The sequence below is a fragment of the Cryptosporangium phraense genome, assembly GCF_006912135.1.
In the GTDB taxonomy this organism is placed as follows: domain Bacteria; phylum Actinomycetota; class Actinomycetes; order Mycobacteriales; family Cryptosporangiaceae; genus Cryptosporangium; species Cryptosporangium phraense.
Window position 1 is genome coordinate 64,527 of the sequence record NZ_VIRS01000023.1, and the last position, 18,296, is coordinate 82,822.

The 18,296-nt window shown below is 72.1% G+C and carries 13 protein-coding genes and 1 pseudogene; 6 read left to right on the forward strand and 8 right to left on the reverse strand.

Annotated features, from left to right (window positions below; translation table 11 throughout):
- The first annotated feature begins 201 nt into the window (after window positions 1–201).
- Complete coding sequence (locus tag FL583_RS28215) at window positions 202–1,011, forward strand: TetR/AcrR family transcriptional regulator (protein WP_142707910.1); 810 nt, start codon at window positions 202–204, stop codon at window positions 1,009–1,011.
- An 8-nt stretch (window positions 1,012–1,019) separates the two neighbouring features.
- On the forward strand, window positions 1,020–2,396 hold the full coding sequence (locus FL583_RS42545) for an EAL domain-containing protein (protein WP_170323907.1): 1,377 nt from the start codon (window positions 1,020–1,022) through the stop codon (window positions 2,394–2,396).
- Here the strand turns inward: FL583_RS42545 and FL583_RS28225 are convergent.
- Genes FL583_RS28225 through FL583_RS28235 form a run of 3 tightly spaced genes read right to left on the reverse strand, consistent with a single transcriptional unit; the run spans window position 2,353 to window position 5,499 of the window.
- On the reverse strand, window positions 2,353–3,567 hold the full coding sequence (locus FL583_RS28225; RefSeq protein WP_142707875.1) for a saccharopine dehydrogenase family protein: 1,215 nt from the start codon (window positions 3,565–3,567) through the stop codon (window positions 2,353–2,355). The genes FL583_RS42545 and FL583_RS28225 overlap by 44 nt on opposite strands.
- A gap of 18 nt (window positions 3,568–3,585) precedes the next feature.
- Complete coding sequence (locus tag FL583_RS28230) at window positions 3,586–3,912, reverse strand: hypothetical protein (RefSeq protein WP_142707876.1); 327 nt, start codon at window positions 3,910–3,912, stop codon at window positions 3,586–3,588.
- Window positions 3,913–3,921: 9 nt separating this feature from the next.
- Entirely contained in the window at window positions 3,922–5,499 is a 1,578-nt protein-coding gene (locus tag FL583_RS28235) for a Rieske 2Fe-2S domain-containing protein (RefSeq protein ID WP_142707877.1), read from the reverse strand.
- Between the two features lie 144 nt (window positions 5,500–5,643).
- Between FL583_RS28235 and FL583_RS28240 the strand changes: the two genes are divergently transcribed.
- The 4 genes and pseudogenes from FL583_RS28240 to FL583_RS28255 all read left to right on the forward strand — a co-directional run.
- Window positions 5,644–6,606, forward strand: coding sequence for a cation diffusion facilitator family transporter (locus tag FL583_RS28240; protein WP_205752525.1), 963 nt, complete (start codon window positions 5,644–5,646; stop codon window positions 6,604–6,606).
- Between the two features lie 12 nt (window positions 6,607–6,618).
- Window positions 6,619–7,218, forward strand: a complete 600-nt coding sequence (locus FL583_RS28245) for a class I SAM-dependent methyltransferase (protein WP_142707878.1) — start codon at window positions 6,619–6,621, stop codon at window positions 7,216–7,218.
- Window positions 7,215–7,781: a TrmH family RNA methyltransferase gene (locus FL583_RS28250; RefSeq protein WP_205752526.1), complete on the forward strand. Its 567-nt coding sequence runs from the start codon at window positions 7,215–7,217 to the stop codon at window positions 7,779–7,781. The genes FL583_RS28245 and FL583_RS28250 overlap by 4 nt, the downstream gene beginning before the upstream one ends.
- Window positions 7,778–9,394, forward strand: a pseudogene (locus tag FL583_RS28255) (glycoside hydrolase family 9 protein); the annotation flags it as partial. The gene FL583_RS28250 and the pseudogene FL583_RS28255, both read left to right, overlap by 4 nt.
- 49 nt (window positions 9,395–9,443) lie before the next feature.
- Here the strand turns inward: FL583_RS28255 and FL583_RS28260 are convergent.
- The 5 genes from FL583_RS28260 to FL583_RS28280 form a co-directional block, all read right to left on the reverse strand.
- Entirely contained in the window at window positions 9,444–11,900 is a 2,457-nt protein-coding gene (locus FL583_RS28260) for a putative bifunctional diguanylate cyclase/phosphodiesterase (RefSeq protein WP_142707880.1), read from the reverse strand.
- Window positions 11,901–11,942: 42 nt separating this feature from the next.
- The gene (locus FL583_RS28265; RefSeq protein ID WP_142707881.1) at window positions 11,943–14,237 is read right to left on the reverse strand and encodes a putative bifunctional diguanylate cyclase/phosphodiesterase; all 2,295 of its coding nucleotides are present in this window, start codon (window positions 14,235–14,237) and stop codon (window positions 11,943–11,945) included.
- Between the two features lie 89 nt (window positions 14,238–14,326).
- Complete coding sequence (lon, locus tag FL583_RS28270) at window positions 14,327–16,741, reverse strand: endopeptidase La (RefSeq protein ID WP_142707882.1); 2,415 nt, start codon at window positions 16,739–16,741, stop codon at window positions 14,327–14,329.
- Window positions 16,742–16,933: 192 nt separating this feature from the next.
- Window positions 16,934–17,464 carry a DUF6328 family protein gene (locus tag FL583_RS28275; protein ID WP_205752527.1) on the reverse strand — a complete coding sequence of 177 codons (531 nt, stop codon included), beginning with the start codon at window positions 17,462–17,464 and terminating at the stop codon, window positions 16,934–16,936.
- A 35-nt stretch (window positions 17,465–17,499) separates the two neighbouring features.
- Window positions 17,500–18,252: a GntR family transcriptional regulator gene (locus FL583_RS28280; protein WP_170323908.1), complete on the reverse strand. Its 753-nt coding sequence runs from the start codon at window positions 18,250–18,252 to the stop codon at window positions 17,500–17,502.
- Between the last annotated feature and the right edge of the window lie 44 nt (window positions 18,253–18,296).

Here is an 18,296-nt window from a genome sequence, read left to right on the forward strand (position 1 = left end):
CTGAACAGTCACCGGAACGCCACCCGATGACACGGAAGATGAACAGTTCGAACTCGGGCGGTTACCGAAAGCCGTCGGCGTCGTTGTGGAGAGTGTTAGGGCAGTGACGCCGAGTCGGGAGTGCACCGGGCGACTCATCGACACCGACGGCGGAGCGGCCGGAGCGGTAGTTCGCGAGGGGGTCTTGGAGTCGTGACTGTGATGGTGAACCGTCGGGAGCGCGTCCGGGCGGCGACGGTCCAGGAAATCAAGGACGTGGCGCGGAGGCAGCTGGTCGGCGACGGGCCATCAGCGGTCTCGCTGCGGGCCATCGCCCGCGAGATGGGGATGACGGCACCGGCTTTGTACCGGTACTTCCCGAGTTTCGACCACTTGGTTCAGTCGCTCGTGACTGATCTGTCGACGGAGCTGTGCGCGGCCGTCGAGCACGCCCGCGATCTGGCGTCGCCGGACGACGCCGGAGCCCGGCTGCTCGCGGTGTGCCGGGCCTTCCGGGCCTGGTCGGTGGGGCACCCGGCCGAGTTCGGGCTGATCTTCGGCGCACCCACGCCGGGGTACGGGACGCCGGCGTACAACGCCGGGCCCAGCGGCCTGACGCCGACGCAGACCAGCCGGACGGCGGCCAGCGACTCGGCCGGGTCGGACACCGACGAGAGCACGCCGGCCACCGAGCGGCTGGACAACGGCGGGGCCCGGTTCGGCCGGCTGTTCCTGTCGGCGTTCGCGGACGTCTGGCGGGAGCGTCGCTTCCCGACGCCGGAGTCCGACTCGCTGCCGCCGCGGCTCACCGAGCAGCTCGCGGCCTACCGTCAGCGGCTCGGCAGCAGCCTGCCGCTGGGCGCGCTGGCCGTGGTCTTCGGCTGCTGGATGCGGCTGTACGGGCTGGTCAGCCTCGAAGTCTTCAATCACATGAGCTTCGCGCTGCCCGACCCCGAGCCGTTCTTCGAGGGCGAGCTGGCCGAGATCGCGGCGCGTCTGTCCATCACCGACGTCGAGCCCGCGTTGCACTAATGCCCGCGGTGGGATGCCGAACCCCGGAACCCCGGCGAGCGAGCGGCCGCCGCCCGGGTCCCGCGGACGTCCGGCGACTGCTCGCCGACCGGAACCGGCCGGGGATCGGACCGGGCGGTGACGACCGGAGCCCCGTCGTCTTCGCCCAGCCGATCCTCGACCTGGTCTCCGGAACGCTGTCCGGGTACGAAGCGCTGGCGCGGTTCCGCCAGTTCCCGGCCGCGACCCCCGACGACTGGTTCGCCGCCGCCCACCGCGGCGGCGTCGGGGCCGCGCTCGAGGCCTGCGCGGTCGCCGAGGCGCTGCGGCTGGGCGCCACCCGGCCACCCGGCACGGTGCTGTCGGTCAACGTCAGCCCGAGCGTCCTCGGCTCGGCCGAGCTGGAGGCCGTGCTGCCCGACGACCTCACCGGTTTGCAGGTCGAGGTCACCGAGCACGAACTGGCCGACGACAGCGCCGCCCTGCACACGGCGCTCGACCGGCTCCGGCAGCGGGGCGCCCGGATCGCGGTGGACGACGTCGGCGCCGGGTACGCCGGGTTCCGCCGGCTCGTCGAGGTCGCGCCGGACGTCCTCAAGCTCGACCGGGCGCTCGTCACCGGGGTGAGCCGGGAGCCCCGGAAGGCCGCGATGGTCGAGGCGATCGTGCAGTTCGGGGCGCGGACCGGCTCCCGGGTCTGCGCCGAGGGCCTGGAGACGGTCGAGGACCTCACGGTCGTCACCGACCTGGCCGTCGGGCTCGGGCAGGGGTGGGTGATCGGGAAGCCGACCGCGGACTTCGCGGCCGTCGACCCGATCGCCCGGCAGGCCTGCCACGCCGGGCTCTCCGGCCCGGCCCGCGGGCTCTCCGGCCCGGCCCGCGGGCTCTCCGGCCCGACCCCCGGGCACTCCGGCTCGGCCCTCGGGCATTCCGGCCCGGCGCCGGGACAGCTGCTGGACCTCGCCGAGGTGCTCGAGACCCTGGCCGAGGTCCGGACGCATCGCGAGGCCGCCGCGGTGCTGGCCGGGGCGGCGACGCTGCTGGGCTGCTCGACGGTCGGGCTCGCCGTGCTCGACGGACGCCGGCTGGAGTACGAGGGCTCGTGGCCATTGTCCCGGGCCCCGGTCGCCCGCCAGGTCGTGGACGAGCGGGCCGTCGGTCAGGTGCTGGCCGGCCCGGTCGCGCCGGACACCGCTGAGCAGGCCTGGCTCACCGCCACCGGAACCCGCTCGATGGTACTGTTCCCGCTGGTCTCGGCCGGTAACGTCGTCGGGCTGCTGGCCTGTGGGCGGCGGCACGAGCACTGCTGGAGCCGGGCCGAGCTGCGTCCGGCCCGGACCGTCGCGGCCGCCGCCGGCGCGGTCATCGCTGCTCTCGGAGCCCCCACGGCGATCCGTACGCGGTGAGCAGGTCCAGGAACGGGACCGCGTCGAACGCCTCCGGGCCGAGCACGCCGTTCCCCGACCAGGTGCCGGCGGCCAGCAGCTCCAGCGCCACGACCGGGTTGATCGCGGTCTGCCAGACCACGGCCTGCGCGCCGTACTCGGCCATCGTCCAGGCGTTGTCGACGACGTGGTACAGGTACACCTCGCGCGGGCGTCCGTCGACGCCGGTACCGGTCACCCAGGTGCCGGCGCAGGTCTTGCCGCTCATCCGGTCGCCGAGCGTCGCCGGGTCGGGCAGGCAGGCCGCGACGACGTCCCGCGGCGACACCTCGACGCCCTTCACGGAGACCGGTTCCGTCTTGTCGAGCCCCAAAGCATGCAGCGTGCGAAGAACCCCGATGAACTCGGCGCCGAGCCCGTACTTGAACGTCACCCGCTTGGCCTTCACCCAGCGCGGGACGAGCAGCACCTCTTCGTGCTCGACGTTCACGCACTCGACCGGCCCGATTCCCTCGGGGAAGTCGAAGATCTCCGGCTCGCTGAACGGCTCGGTCGTGAACCAGCCCCGGTCGGCCTCCCACACCACCGGCGGGTTCAGGCACTCCTCGATCGTCGTCCAGATCGAGAACGACGGCGCGAAGATCTCGTTTCCGGAATCGTCGGTCACCACCAGGTTCGCGCCGTCGCGGATCCCGATCTCGTCGATCTCCGAGAACAGGTGGTCGGCCGCGTAGCGGGCGAAGATGTCCGACAGCCCGGGCTCCACCCCGATGCCCACCAGCGCGAGCCGCCCGGCGTCGCGCCAGGCGTCGGAAGCCGCGAACTGCTCCTCGCCGAGCAGGACGCCGGTCTCGGAATACGGTGCGGTGGGGTGCGGCCGCGACAGCGACATCGCCATGTCGAGGTAGTCGACGCCCGCGGCCTGGGCCGCGGCGAAGATCGGCAGCACGAACCGCGGGTCGACCGCGTTCAGCACGTGCGTGATCCGGTGCTCGGCGATCAGCGCCTCGACGGCGCTCTGGTCGGATGCGTCCACCTCGGCCGCGGTGAACCGGGCGTCAGCCGGTACCGCATTCGAAGCTCGGGCCAAGGAGTAGTCCGCCACCACCATCGTCTCGAAGAACTCTCGGCGGGCGGCGATGGCCGCGACCGCACTTCCGACCCCACCGGCACCGATGACAAGCACGCGCATGCGGCCACGATAACGGCGTTAATTACGCAGCACTAGCTCTGAATCCGAAGGCACTGAGCCAACCAGCTCGCGGAAAGCGTTGAATTCCGCTTGTTCGGCCGCGGACTCGGCGTACGGCGAGATCCTGCTCAATTCGGTCACGGCCATCCGGATCTCCAGGGGTCCCCAGACCACTTCACCGGACGGCGGCAGGGCGTCGAGGGTCCGGGTCCATCCCTCGGGCGCGCGCGCGAGCACCGCGAAGAAGCCCGGCCCCAACTCCACCGACGGGCCGTCGGCCTCGGCGGGCGCGCGCCGGAACAGCGCGGCCAGCCCGGTCCGGCGCGCCCGCCGGACCGTGGCCACGACGGCCACCTACGACTCGGCGCCCGGCGCCACTGCTGGCACGGCCGGCGCGGGCTCCCCGGCCGGGTGGCTCCGCAGCGGGTGGCCCACCGACGTGAGGCACGACCCGTCCTTCAGCCGCCACTTCCAGCCGTGCATCTGGCAGGTGAGAACGCCGTCTTCGATCTTGCCGAACCGGGTCAGGTCGGCCTTCAGATGCGGGCAGCGGCGCTGCACGGTCCAGCCGTCGAGCTCGCAGTCTTCGTCGTCGGTGCTCTGCTCGGCGTACCAGCCCTCGACGTAGGTGAGCCGCTCCTCGCCCAGGCACTTGAAGAACGCGTAGACGAACTCGTTGTACGGGCCGACCCGGGCCGCGCTGAACCGGCACGACAGGAACAGGCTGTTCACCCAGTCGATCTCGTGGATCGCCACCAGGTGCTCGACCAGGTTCCGCGGCGCGGTGAACCGGTACCGCGCCCGCTCGCCGTCGAACAGCCGGACCTCGTGCTCGACGAAATCGATCACGAGGTCGACGTCGCCGCGCTCGGCGTCCTGGGCGATGAAGCGCAGCGGGCCGTTGATGCCCGCGGAGATGGCCTCGGCCTGCGGCAGCAGCGGCTCGATCCACTCTTTCAGGGCCGGGAACAGGTCGATCTCGGGGTGCGACCAGGACGCCTTCTCGGCCTCCAGCACGCCCTTCTTGCGCTGCTGGTACTCCCGCAGGTACGGCTCTTTGTTCTCACCGAACACACTGGACGGGTCGTACGGGTGCTCCACCGGGGCGCCGTCGGCACCGAAGTCGCAGACCGACCCGGGCAGCAGCAGGACCCCGTTGTCGTACCCCTTCTCCTCCATGTGGTCGAGGAAGACCTGCTGGTCGGGGAAGATGTTGCCGGGGTCGGTGCCGAAGTCGTTGAACTGCCAGAGCTCCTCGTCGAGGAAGCACGGCGGGCCGGCGATCGGGACGATCCAGCTGGCCTTGAGGTCGTCGATGTAGCGGATCGTGCGGTCGAACTGCCGGGCCCGCTTCTGCTCGCCGAACACCTGCTTGGCGTGGTCGGTCAGCTCGTACACCATCGGGTACCAGATCGCCCCGGAGTACTGGAGCATGTGGATGTCGACGTGCCCGAGCTCGGCGAAGGCCGACAGCTCGGTGGGGCGGGCGTCGTTCTGGTTGAGCAGCTTCTGGTGGCCGTCGTCGAGGTAGAGCGACGAGTCACCGATCGGGCCGTCGGTCGGCGAGATCAGCGCCTGGATCATGACCTTCAGGCCGTCGAGGTCGTGCACCTCGCCGTTCGTCGTCCGGAAGATCTTCGTGAACCCGAGGTCGCGCAGCGCGTCGTGCAGCTCGTCGGTGGGGTACTCGGGCAGCAGCACGGTGGCCGACTTCGAGATCCGCTTCAGGTTCTGCGGGTCGTAGTGGTCGCGGTGCAGGTGGGAGACGTAGAGGTAGTCGACCTGGCCGATCTCGTCCCAGTCGAGCTCGGAGTTGTCGGGGAACGGGAACCACGAGCCGAAGTAGCTCGGGTTCACCCACGGATCGCAGAGCACGCTGCCGTGAGCGGTCTCGATCAAGGCACTCGCGTGGCCCAAGCCCGTGACTCGCACAGCGTTCCGACCCTTCCGCGGCGCCTACGCACCGCCACCGTTCGACACCGACTACGGCTTCCTACCGTAGCGGCCGGACAGAAATCCGGGCTCCCGAGGCCCTACTCACGGTTGCACCCCCCATCGATCGGCAATACACCGCCCGTGAGCGAGACCCCCACGATCGACGCCCCCGACGTCACCACCGCGAACGAGGGTGGTGAAAGCACGCTGACTGTGGTCGTCGCCGGTGCGGCGAACCTGGCCATCGCGGTCGCCAAGGCGGTCGGCGGCATCCTGGCCGGTTCGTCGGCGATGCTGTCGGAGGCCGCGCACTCGATGGCCGACACGATCACCGAAGTGTTGCTGCTCACCGCGGTGAAGCGGGGCGAGCGGCCGGCCGACGACCAGCACCAGTTCGGTTACGGCCAGGCCCACTACTTCTGGGCGTTCATCGCCGCGCTGGCCACGTTCACGGCCGGCTCGGTGTTCTCGATCTACCAGGGCGTCCACACGATCATCGAGGGCGAGGAGGCCGGCGACTACCTGGTCTCCTACATCGTCCTGGCGGTCGCGTTCGTCATCGAGTCGATCTCGCTCGGGCAGGCGATCCGCCAGGTCCGCGGCGGCGCGAAGCGCTCCCGCATGCATCCGGCCCGCTACCTGCGCCGCACTCCGGACACCGCGCTCAAGGCGGTCGCGTTCGAGGATTCCGCGGCCCTGGTCGGCCTGGTGGTGGCGGCCCTCGGCCTGGTGGTCACCGAGGTCACCGGCAGCGGCCTGTTCGACGGCATCGCGTCGATCGTCATCGGCGTCCTGCTCGCCTTCGTCGCGGTGACCCTCGGCCGCGACAACGCCTCCTACCTGGTCGGACGCTCGGCCGCGCCGGCCGTCCAGGACCTGATCCGGCGGACGCTGAACGAGACGCCCGGCGTCGACGACGTCGTCATGCTCTACACCCAGCACCTCGGGCCGCACGAGCTGCTGGTCGCGGCCAAGGTCGATTTCACCGACACCGGCTCGGACGACATCGAGCGCACCGCCGAGAACGCCGAGCAGCGCCTGAAGGAGGCGATCCCGGCGCTGCGCGAGGTCTTCCTCGACCCGACGCCCCGCCGGACCCAGTAATCTGAGCGGACTGTGTCCGACCACTACTTCTCCGCGCAGCCGAAAGCCGAGAGCGCGCCCCGGCACGTGCGGCTGGCCCTGCGTGACGTGCAGGTCGGCCTGACGACCGACACCGGCGTCTTCTCCCCCACCGCGGTCGACGCGGGCACGCTCGTGCTGCTGGAGTCCGTGCCGGCTCCGCCGCCCACCGGCGACCTGCTCGACCTCGGCTGCGGCTACGGCCCGATCACGGTGACCCTCGCCCGCCGGGCTCCGGACGCGCGCGTCTGGGGCGTCGACGTCAACGAGCGCGCCAGGGAACTGGCCCGGCTCAACACCGCGAGCTCCCCCAACGTCCGCATCGAAGGACCGGACGGGATACCGGACGACGTACGCTTCGCCACGATCTGGTCGAACCCACCGATCAAGGTGGGAAAGCCGGTCCTGCACGGGATGCTGCGCCGGTGGTTGCCCCGGCTGACCGCGGACGGGGTCGCATACCTGGTCGTGCAGCGGCACCTGGGGGCCGACTCGCTGCACAAGTGGCTGGAGGGCGAGGGTTTCCCGACCGACCGGCTAGCCTCCCGCAAGGGGTATCGAATTCTGGCGGTTCGAACGAGAGAGCAAGCGTGATCCATCAGCTTCGAGGCACGGAGCTCAAGCGTCTGCACCGCACCTGGCGGCGGCGCAGCGGCAGCCGGTTGGCGTTGCTGCTGGACGACGTCGGCAACCCGTACAACGTCGGCTCGATCACCCGGTCGGCGGCCGCGTTCGGCGTCGACCACCTGTACCTCTCCGGCTCGTCGGTCTCGCCGCGGGCGCCGAAGGCGGCCAAGACCGCGCTCGGCACCGACCGGTACCTGCAGTGGTCGGAGCATCCGACGATCGAGTCGGCGATCCAGGCCGCGAAGGACGACGGCTATCGCGTCGTGGGGATCGAGCTCGCCGATCCGGCGTCGCCGCTGGCCGACCTCGACCTGGCGACCGACGTCTGCCTGGTCCTCGGCCACGAGGAGCGCGGGATCTCGACCGCCGGGCTGGCCGGCTGCGACGCGATCGGGTACGTGCCGCTGATCGGCCGGGTCGGGTCGCTCAACGTGGCGACGGCGGCGGCGATCGCCTGCTACGAGGTCCGTCGTCAGGACTGGGCCGGTGCGTCCGGCTCGGCCGACGAGGAAGATCTCGCGGACGAATGACGACGCGGGCGGTGCGGGTGAACCAGCTCGGCTATCCGGCCGGGTGGCCTCTGCGCGCCACCGTCGTCACCGACGTCGACCGGCCCCGGGCCTGGGCGCTGCGCGATCCGGCCGGACGCACCACCGCGGCCGGCACGACCCGCCCGCACGGTCTCGACCGGGCCGCGGGCGAGGTGGTCCACACGCTCACGTCTCCGCCGGTCAGCGGCGAGGGCACCGGCTGGAAACTGGTCGTCGACGACGTCGAGAGCCCGCCGTTCGCGCTCGGCCGGGCGGCCGCGGACGCCTACCGGACGCTGGCCGCGGATGCGGCCCGGTTCATCGGGCTGCAGCGCAGCGGCACGCTGGTCGCCGGACGTCCCGCCGGTCACGTCGACGTCCCGCCGAACCGGGGCGACGGATCGGTGCCGTGCAAGCGCCCCGACTGCCCGCGCCGCCGGTTCCTGCTCGGCTGCCGGGGCCATGACCTGCGCGGCGGCTGGTACGACGCCGGTGACCACGGCAAGTATGCGGTGACGACCGCGGTCACGGTCTGGCTGCTGCAGCACGCGGCCGAGCGATCCGGCGACACCCAGCTGCTCGACGAGGCCCGGTGGGGGCTGGAGTTCCTGCTCGACGCCCAGTTGCCGCTCACCGACCCGCAGGCCGGCCTGGTGTTCCACGCGGTGCACGACGTCCGCTGGACCGGGCTGCCGATGCGTCCGGACCAGGACCCGGAGCCCCGGATGGCGCGCGCCCCGAGCACCGCGGCGACGTACGGGCTGGCCGCGGTGGCGGCCCAGGCCGCGCGGGTGTGGGAGGTGCACGACCCGGCGTTCGCGGGCCGGTGCCGGACCGTGTCGGACATCGCCTGGCGGGCCGCGACCCACCACCCGGTGGTGTACGCGACGGTCGCGGAGGCGAACGGTACCGGCGGCGGTCCGTACGACGACGACGACGTCCGCGACGAGCGCTACTGGGCCGCGGCCGAACTGGCCGCGCTGACCGGCGCCGAGGAGTACCGGTACGCGATGCTGCAGGCCGGGCTCGACCCGATCGAGGCGCTGCGGACCGGGTTCGACTGGCGGTCGGTGGTTCCGCTCGGCCTCCTGACGCAGGCGCTCAGCTCGGGCTGGACGGCCGCCTCGGCCGCGACGACCGCCCGGGCCGCGCTGGCCACCGTCGGCTCGGAGCTGCTGGCGACGATCGACGCGCAGGGCCACGGGACGCCGTACGCCCCGGACGACGGGCACTACGGGTGGGGCTCGAACGCGCGGGTGCTCGCGCACGCGCTGACGCTCGGCGCGGCCGCCGACCATACTGGTGACCACCGCTACTTCGCCGGCGAGCTCGCCTGCCTCGACCATCTGCTCGGCCGGAACGCGTCCGGAGTGAGCCAGGTGACCGGGTACGGGACGCGGGCGGCGTCCCGGCCCCACCACCGGTTCTACGCCCAGGCGGTGGACCCGTCGTACCCGCCGGCACCGCCCGGCGTCGTCGTCGGCGGCCCGAACAGCGGGCTGGAAGATCCGGTCGCGGCGGCCGAGCTGGCCACCGCGCCGCCGCAGAAGTGCTGGATCGACGATCCCGGCTCGTGGGCGACCAACGAGGTGACGATCGGCTGGAACGCGGCCCTGGCCGTGGTGAGCGGGCACGTCGCCGCGCGGCTCTCGTTACCGGTTCTCACCGTGGGGTGCGCGCGGTCTGCTCGGCCAGCAGTTCGTCGAGGGCCGGTGCGGCGATCGGCTGGGAGTAGAGGAACCCCTGGGCGCGGTCGCACTGCAGGTCACGCAGCACCTGCGCGCGCTCGCTGCTCTCGACGCCCTCGGCGACCGTCGACAGCCCGAGCGACCGCGACAACTGCACGATCGCCCTGGTGAGCGCCGCGTCCTGGCCTTCGGCGCCGTCCGGGTCGTCCATGCTGAACGCGCGGTCGATCTTCAGGATGTCCACCGGCAGCTTGCGCAGGTAAGACAGCGACGAGTACCCGGTGCCGAAGTCGTCGATCGCGACCCGGATCCCGCGCGACCGGAGGTCCTCCAACCGGCTCACCACGAGCTGCATCTCCGACGCGGTGGCCGCGATCATCGTCGACTCGGTGATCTCCAGCACCAGCGCCTGCGGGGGCAGGCCGGCGTGCCGCAGCGCGCCCAGCACGGTCGTGAGGAAGTCCGCGTGGCGCAACTGGGCCGTCGCGACGTTCACCGCCACCGTGATGCCGAACCGCTCGTGCCAGACCTTGGCGTCGGCGCAGGCCTGGCCGAGCACCCACGCCCCGATCGGGATGATCAGGCCGCTCTCCTCGGCCACCGGCACGAAGTCGGCCGGCGAGATCCGTCCCCGGCCCGGGGCGTCCCAGCGCAGCAGTGCCTCCACCGAGGTGATCCGGCTGGTCACCAGGTCCACGACCGGCTGGTACTCGAGCACGAACTCGCCCTCGGCGACGGCTCGGCGCAGCCCGGCCAGCACCTCGACCTGCTCGAGATGCGCGGTCTGCAGCTCCGGCCGGTAGCGGACGACCTGGTTCTTCCCTGCGTTCTTGGCCGCGTACAGGGCGAGGTCGGCGTTGCGCAGCACGTCGCTCGGGGCGTCCGGACCGGCTCCGACGTACAGCCCGACGCTCGTCGTCAGGTACAGGTCGTGCCCGGCCAGCCGGAACGGCTCCCGCAGCGCGGCGGTCAGGCGCTCGCCCAGCGCCAGGCACTCGTGTTCGTCGACGTCCTCCAGCAGCACCGCGAACTCGTCGCCGCCCAGCCGGGCGAGCAGTGCCCCGGGCGGGAGCACCGCGCCGAACCGGGCCGCGGCCTGGACGAGCAGCTCGTCGCCGACCGGGTGCCCGTGGGTGTCGTTGACGTCCTTGAACCCGTCCAGGTCGAGCAGCAGCATCGCGTACGGGTGGGTGGCGCTCGCCCCGGTCAGCGTCCGTTCCAGGGCCTCGGTGAGCCGCGAGCGGTTGGCCAGGCCGGTCAGCGGGTCGTGCAGCGCGCGGAACGTGAGCTGGCTCTGCAGCGCCTGCTGCTCGGCCAGCGCCGCGCCGAGCGCGGCGGCTTGCGCCGCCTGCTCCTGCTCCCGCCGGTAGGCGTCCCGGGCCAGGCCGGCGCTGCGCACCGCCAGGTAGAGACAGAACGCGGTGGTGATCGCGGCCGGGTAGGCGATGTCGATCAGCGGCGCGATCGGTCGCCCGTCGACGTTCGAGATCAGGACGAACGCCGGGTAGGCGAACGTGGTGGCGCCGAACAGCGCCATCCTGAGCCGGCCGGTCGGTACGTCCTGGTCGCGCTCGAGCCGGCGGGCGGCCGCGGTGTGGTGGGCGGCGGCCACCGCCATCAGGCAGTATCCGCTCAGCGCGAGCACGCCGGGTCCGGTGGTCGGCACGTTGCCGATCGGGCGGATGCCGTCCAGCCACCACAGGAAGTCGCTGACCACGAGCAGCAGCCCGGCCAGCCCGACGACGAGGTGCGCGACGTGCCGGACCGCGACCGCGACCGTCAGCACGGCCGCCGACAGCAACGCGTAGTCGCCCATCACCAGCACGAACGCCATCGTCCGGTCGGTCGAATGGAGCCCACGGAGATAGGGGGCGACGAACAGCAGCCAGGCGAACGTCCCCAGGCCGTAGCTGACGGCGAGCGCGTCGACGACCCGGTGGGTGCGGTAGGGCCCGGACCGCTTGACCACCGCGACCAGCCCGGCCACCAGGACCGCGAACGAGACGGCCCGCAGGGCCAGCGGCACGGTGAGCGGGAACCCGGGCACGAGCGCGGCTCCGGGCCACAGCGTGGCGGCCAGCAGGCCGCTGAACCGGAGCGTGAGTCCGGCCCCGATCAGGTGCCACGGCCAGCTGGGCACCGGCCGGTGCCGGAGGACCCCGAGGTGGAACGCGACGACCGCGGCCGCGACCACCGTCAGGTAGTAGGCCGCGTGACCGGCCGGGGGGACGGCCCAGAGCACCCACGGTGCGGTCATGGCCAGGATGGAGCCGGCCACCCAGGTCCGGCGGGTCCGCGACGCGCTCGCGTCCGCGGCGGTCGCGAGCGCGCTGGCGGCGGACGGGCCCTCGATCGGCGTCGCCCGGCCGGCCCTGGTCCGTACGACCAGGCCATCGGTGGTGGGCGAGGTGTGCACCTCTGCGCCCTGCATGCCTGTTTCTACGGTCAGAGTGGGGCGAACCTGAGGACCCGGTCAGGTCGTACTGGGGACGGTCCGGATGTCTTCCGCGGGCCGGCGCCTGGGCGCGGCCGCCAGAAAGGCCTCGACCCGGTCGGCCGGGAGCGGCGGGCTGAAGAAATCGCCCTGCATGTACCGGCAGCCGAGCGCCCGGAGCCACTCGACCCGCTCCGCGGTCTCGACCCGTTCGGCCACCGCACGCAGCCCGAGCGTCTCGCAGATCTGGAGGATGGCCCGGGTGAGCGCGGCGTCCACGACCGTGGCCTCGGTCTCGGGGCGGGCCGAGATCCGCGCGTCCTGGTCGCCGGCCCGGCCCAGCGCGGGATCGAGCTTGAGCGTGTCGACCGGGAGCTGACGCAGCAGCGCCAGCGACGACTGCCCGGTGCCGAAGTCGTCCACCGCGATCCGGATGCCGTGCCCGCGCAGCTCGGCCAGGCGGGCCGCGACCTCCGCGGTGTAGCCGGTGCCGTCGCTGACCGTGGACTCGGTCACCTCCAGAATCAGCGCGTGCGGCGGCAGGCCGCTGGCCGCCAGGACGTTCGCGATCGTGGCCGCCAGCTCGGGGTCGCGCAGCTGCCGGGCGGCCAGGTTCACCGCGACGACGACCCCGTACCGCTCGTGCCAGCCGCGCACCTCGGCGCAGGCCGTGCGCAGCGCCCAGTTGCCGATCGGGATGCTGAGCCCGGCGCTCTCGGCCACGGCCAGGAAGTCGGTCGACGGCAGCAGGTCGCCGCTCGGCGAGACCCAGCGCAGCAGCGCCTCGACCCCGTGCACGTGGCCGGTCACGACGTCCATGACCGGCTGGTAGTGCAGGACGAACTCGTCCCGCACGACGGCCTCGTGCAGACCGGCGGCCAGCGCCGCCCGCTCGACGTGGGCCGCGCCGAGGTCGGCCGAGAACTCGACGACCTGGTTCTTGCCGCCCTGCTTGGCCGCGTAGAGCGCCAGGTCGGCGTCCCGGAGCAGGACGAACGCCAGCGCTCCGTCGGCCTCGCCGGTGAGGGCGCGGATCCCGACGCTGGCCGTGACGCACAGCTCCCGGCCGTCGATCGGGTAGGGCCTGGCGATCACGTCGACGATCCGCCGGCCCAGGGCGACCGCGCTCTCCCGATCGGCCCGGCTGAGCAGCACCGCGAACTCGTCCCCGCCCAGCCGTGCGCACAGGTACTCGGCGCCGTCCGGCGTAGCGTCCGCCTGAAGGACGGCGGCGAGCCGGGACGCGACGGACCGGAGCAGCGCGTCGCCGGCCGGATGGCCGAAGCCGTCGTTGACGGCCTTGAAGCCGTCGAGGTCGAGCAGGAGGAGGGCCGGCCGGCCGGGCGGGAGCGCGTCCAGCGCGTCGGTGAGCGCGGCCCGGTTGGCCAGGCCGGTCAGCGCGTCGCGCAGCGCCCGGCGCTGCGACTCGCGCGCCTGCCGGTGGACGCGGAGCAGCAGCGCGATCGAGAGCACCGCGGTACCGGTGGCCGGCAGCACGACGTTGCGGACCGGGTCGAGCTGGGTCGCGTTCAGCGCCGCGACGGTCAGCGCGATCGGCGGCGCGACGACCGCGAGCAGGAACAACGGCATCCGGGGGTCCACTCCGAGTCCGGCCGGCTGCCCGGCCGAGTGCAGCGTCCACCAGCGGGACGCGCAGGCCGCGGTGGTGCCGGCGGCGAGGGCGATCGTCAGGCCCCAGCGCGGGTCGCCGCCCTCGAACAGGGGCTTCCACCAGACCAGGCTGGAGACGAGCAGCAGCGCGACCGCGGTGACCAGCAGCCCGGTCTCGGTGCGGCCCTCGGCCGCGAGCAGCAGCCGGATGATCAGGCCCCAGCCGACGACCGACACGACGGTGAGAACGATTACCGCGAGCCGGCCGGAGAGGTCGTCGGGCAGATCGACGCGGTGCGAGCCGACCAGCGTCGCGATGCTGGTCCCGACGCCGAACACGACCACCGTGACGTCGATCAGCCCACCCCGGCCGGTGACCACCCGGACCGCCCGGACGACCTGGAGCAGCCCGACGACGACGATCGCCAGCCCGATCAGCGGGACCGCGAGCAGGAGCATCGGGTCGGGACGGCCCCCGACCGCGAGCCGGGCGCCGAGGACGCCGTCGCCCATCAGCATGATCGCGATCCCGAGCAGCACGACCGGAGCCCCACGGGTGGCGTAGCCGATCTCGGCGACCTGGTCCTGCAGGGTGTGCCAGATCAGCCAGAACGTGGTCGCGAAGTAGACCGCGACCGCGAGGTGCTCGGGAACGATCGGCAGCACGCACAGCGGCAGGACGCCCACGAGTGGACGCCCCATCCCCTGCAGCGGGTTGGACACGCTCTCTCTATACCTTGAGTGGACATACTTAGCCATCTCGGACACCGCAAAGGGCGCCGAGATGTTTCTCGGCGCCCTTTGCGGGTAATTCAGGCGGCCTTCGCCGCGGTCTCGGCCGGCTCGAGCGCGAGCGCGACCACGTCGGCCACGTCCTCCATCAGGTGGATCGTCAGCGCGTCCCGGACGCTGGCCGGGACGTCGTCCAGGTCAGGGGCGTTGCGCGCCGGCAGCAGCACCGTCGTCAGACCGGCCCGGTGAGCGGCGAGCAGCTTCTGCTTGACGCCACCGATCGGCAGCACCCGTCCGGTCAGCGACACCTCACCGGTCATCCCGACCTCGGCGCGGACCATCCGTCCGGTCAGCAGCGAGGCGAGCGCGGTGACCATCGTGACGCCCGCGGACGGGCCGTCCTTCGGGACCGCTCCGGCCGGCACGTGCACGTGCAGCCGCCGGCCGCGCAGGTCCTCCGGGTCGGCGCCGAAGCGGTCGCCCTGGCTGCGCAGGTAGGAGAGCGCGATGTGCGCGGACTCCTTCATGACGTCGCCCAGCTGGCCGGTGAGGACGAGCTCGGGCTCCGACTTGGCCTCGGTGCCGGGCGAGGCGTTGGCCTCGATGAAGAGGACGTCGCCGCCGGCGCCGGTGACGGCCAGGCCGGTCGCCACGCCGGGGACGGCGGTGCGCTGCGCGGACTCGGGCTGGAACCGGGGTCGTCCGAGGTAGTCGGTCAGTGTGTCGATGCTTATCGGAGTCTGGGGCGGATTGTCGCTGGCCAGCTTCGTCGCGACCTTCCGGAGCACCTTCGCGAGCGCGCGCTCCAGCTGCCGGACGCCGGCCTCGTGGGTGTACTCGCCGGCGATCTGCTTGAGGGCGTCCTCGTCGATCGTGACGTCGGTGTCCTCGAGACCCGCGCGCTCGATCTGGCGCTTCCAGAGGTGGTCGCGAGCGATCGCGACCTTCTCGACCTCGGTGTAGCCGTCCAGGCGGACGACCTCCATGCGGTCGATCAGTGCCTCCGGGATCGCCTCGGCGACGTTCGCGGTGGCCAGGAACAGCACGTCGGACAGGTCGAGCTCGACCTCGAGGTAGTGGTCGCGGAACGTGTGGTTCTGCGCCGGGTCGAGCACCTCGAGCAGGGCCGCCGCGGGGTCACCGCGGTAGTCGGCACCGATCTTGTCGACCTCGTCGAGCAGGACGACCGGGTTCATCGCGCCGGCCTCCTTGATCGCCCGGACGATGCGGCCCGCCTGCGCGCCGACGTAGGTGCGCCGGTGGCCACGGATCTCGGCCTCGTCCCGGACGCCACCCAGCGCGACCCGGACGAACTTGCGTCCGAGCGCCCGGGCGACCGACTCACCCAGCGACGTCTTGCCGACGCCGGGCGGCCCGACGAGCGCGAGCACCGCGCCGCTGCCCCGTCCGCCGACGATCTCCAGACCGCGGGAGGCCCGGCGGTTGCGCACCGCCAGGTACTCGACGATCCGGTCCTTGACGTCGTCCAGGCCGGCGTGGTCCTCGTCGAGGACGGTGCGGGCGCCGGTGACGTCGGTCGTGTCGTCGGTACGGACGTTCCACGGGAGCTCGAGAACCGTGTCGAGCCAGGTGCGGATCCAGGACGCCTCCGGCGACTGGTCGCCGGTGCGCTCCAGCTTGTCGACCTCGCGGAGAGCGGCCTTCTTCACCTTCTCCGGCAGGTCGGCGGCCTCGACGCGGGCCCGTGGGTCGGCCTCGGGGTTGTCGTCGTCGCCGGAGATCTCACCGAGCTCCTTGCGGATCGCGGCCAGCTGCTGACGCAGCAGGAACTCCCGCTGGGTCTTCTCCATCGACTCCCGGACGTCGTTGCGGATCGTCTGGGTGACCTGCAGCTCGGCCAGCTGGTTCTTTCCCCAGTCGAGGACGCTCTGCAGCCGGATCGCGACCTCGGGCGTGTCGAGCAGGCGGAGCTTCTGGTCGATCTCCAGGTAGGGAGCCCAACCGGCCACGTCGGCCAGCTCGCCGGGCTCGGTGATCCGTCGGATCATCTCGACGATCTGCCAGCCGCCACCCTGGGTGTCTTCGTCGCGGTGGCTCAGGATCTCCTGGACGACCTCGCGGTACTCGGCCGCGAGCGTGTCGACCTTCTCCTGGTCGGTGGCCGGGATGCGGTCGGGCATCGTGGTGGCCTCGACCCAGAGCGCGGCTCCGGGGCCGTTGACCCCCTGGCCGACGCGGGCCCGGGTCTGGGCGCGCAGCACGGCGGCCGGGCGTCCGTTGGGGAGGCGGCCGACCTGGTCGATCGTCGCCAGGACGCCGACCTCGTGGTACTTGCCGTCGATGCGGGGGACGATGAGGAGTTGAGCGTCCTCTTGGGGGTTCTTTGCCTTGGCCGAGTCCACGGCCGCCCGGGCCTCGCCGTCGAGCTCGACCGGGATCACCATTCCGGGCAGCACGACTGCGTCGGCCAGCGGGAGCACCGGCAGGGTGAAGGTGGTGACGGGCCCGCGCGGCCCGCCGGGGGATCGATCCATCGCCGTACCTCTTAGCAGTCGGAAAGTTGAGTGCACCCGGCTCAATGCTTACAGCGTTGCGATCATTCCCGGGGTGCCGGCGCGACCGGGGGCGTTCGCTGTGGGCAGATTTGGGTACGGCGATATCGGGGTGAATTGGTAGGCGGTGGCGGTGCTGGCCGCGGACGAGCGGGGCGAGATCGCGACCGAGGATCAGTGGCCTTCGGCGCCGGAGTCGCCGCGCTTGGCGCGGACGCGGACCCAGGGGATCAGGAACCAGAGCACGACGAGGAAGCCGAGCGAGACGATCCCGCCGGCCATCGCGACCTCCTGGCTGAACATCACGTCGAGGATGACGGTCAGCGCCCCACCCAGCGCGACCGACAGGAACGCGAGCCCGGCCAGCGCGAACTTGTTCGACGTGCGCACGACCTCTTCCTTCATCGCGCGCCGGAACACGAGCCGGTGGTACCCGACCGGCGCGATCAGAAAGCCGCTGGAGAGCAGCGCGCAGATCAACGCGCAGATGTACACCCAGCGCCCGAACGCATCGACGTCGGCGAAGCGCTGCTGGAAGGCCAGCGTGAGTAAGAACGCGAACAGGATCTGGACGCCGGTCTGCGCGACCCGCAGCTCCTGGAGGAGCTCACCCATGTTGCGGTCGAGCCGTTGCGCCTCGGTCTCGTTCCGCTCGGGTCTCCCGAGCTCACGGCCGGTCATGATCGCGTCCTCCTTGGTGACCATGACAGGGCGTGTCCCCGGTCCCCGAGGAGTTAACCTCAGGTCAGGTCGATCAGGTAGTCGAGCTCGCCCCGGTCGCCGGGAACGACGATGTCGACGGCCGCCTCGACCGGACGCTCGCCGGCGAACATCGTCCGGGTGACGGTGAGCATCGGGGTGCCGACCGCGACGCTGAGCGAACGGGTCTCCTCCGGTTGCGGCATCCGGGCCCGGACCCGCTCGCGGATCGAGGTCACGGTGACGCCGATCCCGGCCAGCGCCGCGACCGTGCCGCCGTCCCAGGGTTCGTTGGACGCGTCGGCGACCGGGGTGCCCGCGACCAGGTCGAGCGGGACGTAGGAGCAGCTCAGCTGCTGCGGCATCGAGCCGTCGAAGAACAGGATGCGGCGCTCTAGCACGAGCGTGCCGGTATCGAGCCCGAGCAGGTCGGCGACGGTCTCGTCGGCCGGGACCTCCTGGTGGGTGGCCTCGACCCGGTACTCGCTAGGTTCCTGCGGGCTGCCGTCGGCAGCCGCGGTGGCGGCTGATTTGTAGCGGGTCGACGAGATCTTCCTGATCGGCAGTGCGTCCCGGACGAAGGTGCCGCGGCCGTGGTAGGTCACGACCAGGCCCTCTTCGCGGAGCATCGTCATCGCGAGCCGGACGGTGTTGCGGGCGACTCCGTAGCGCTGCATCAGCGTCGTCTCGGACGGGATCGCCGAGCCGGGGCCGTACTCGCCGCCGGCGATCTCCGCGCGCAGTTGGTCGGCCAGCTGGCGGTAAACAGCCCGGTCACCGTGCGGATCGATCATGCGGCGGACGCTACCGATGGTCGTTCTCACGATTACTCGTTGAC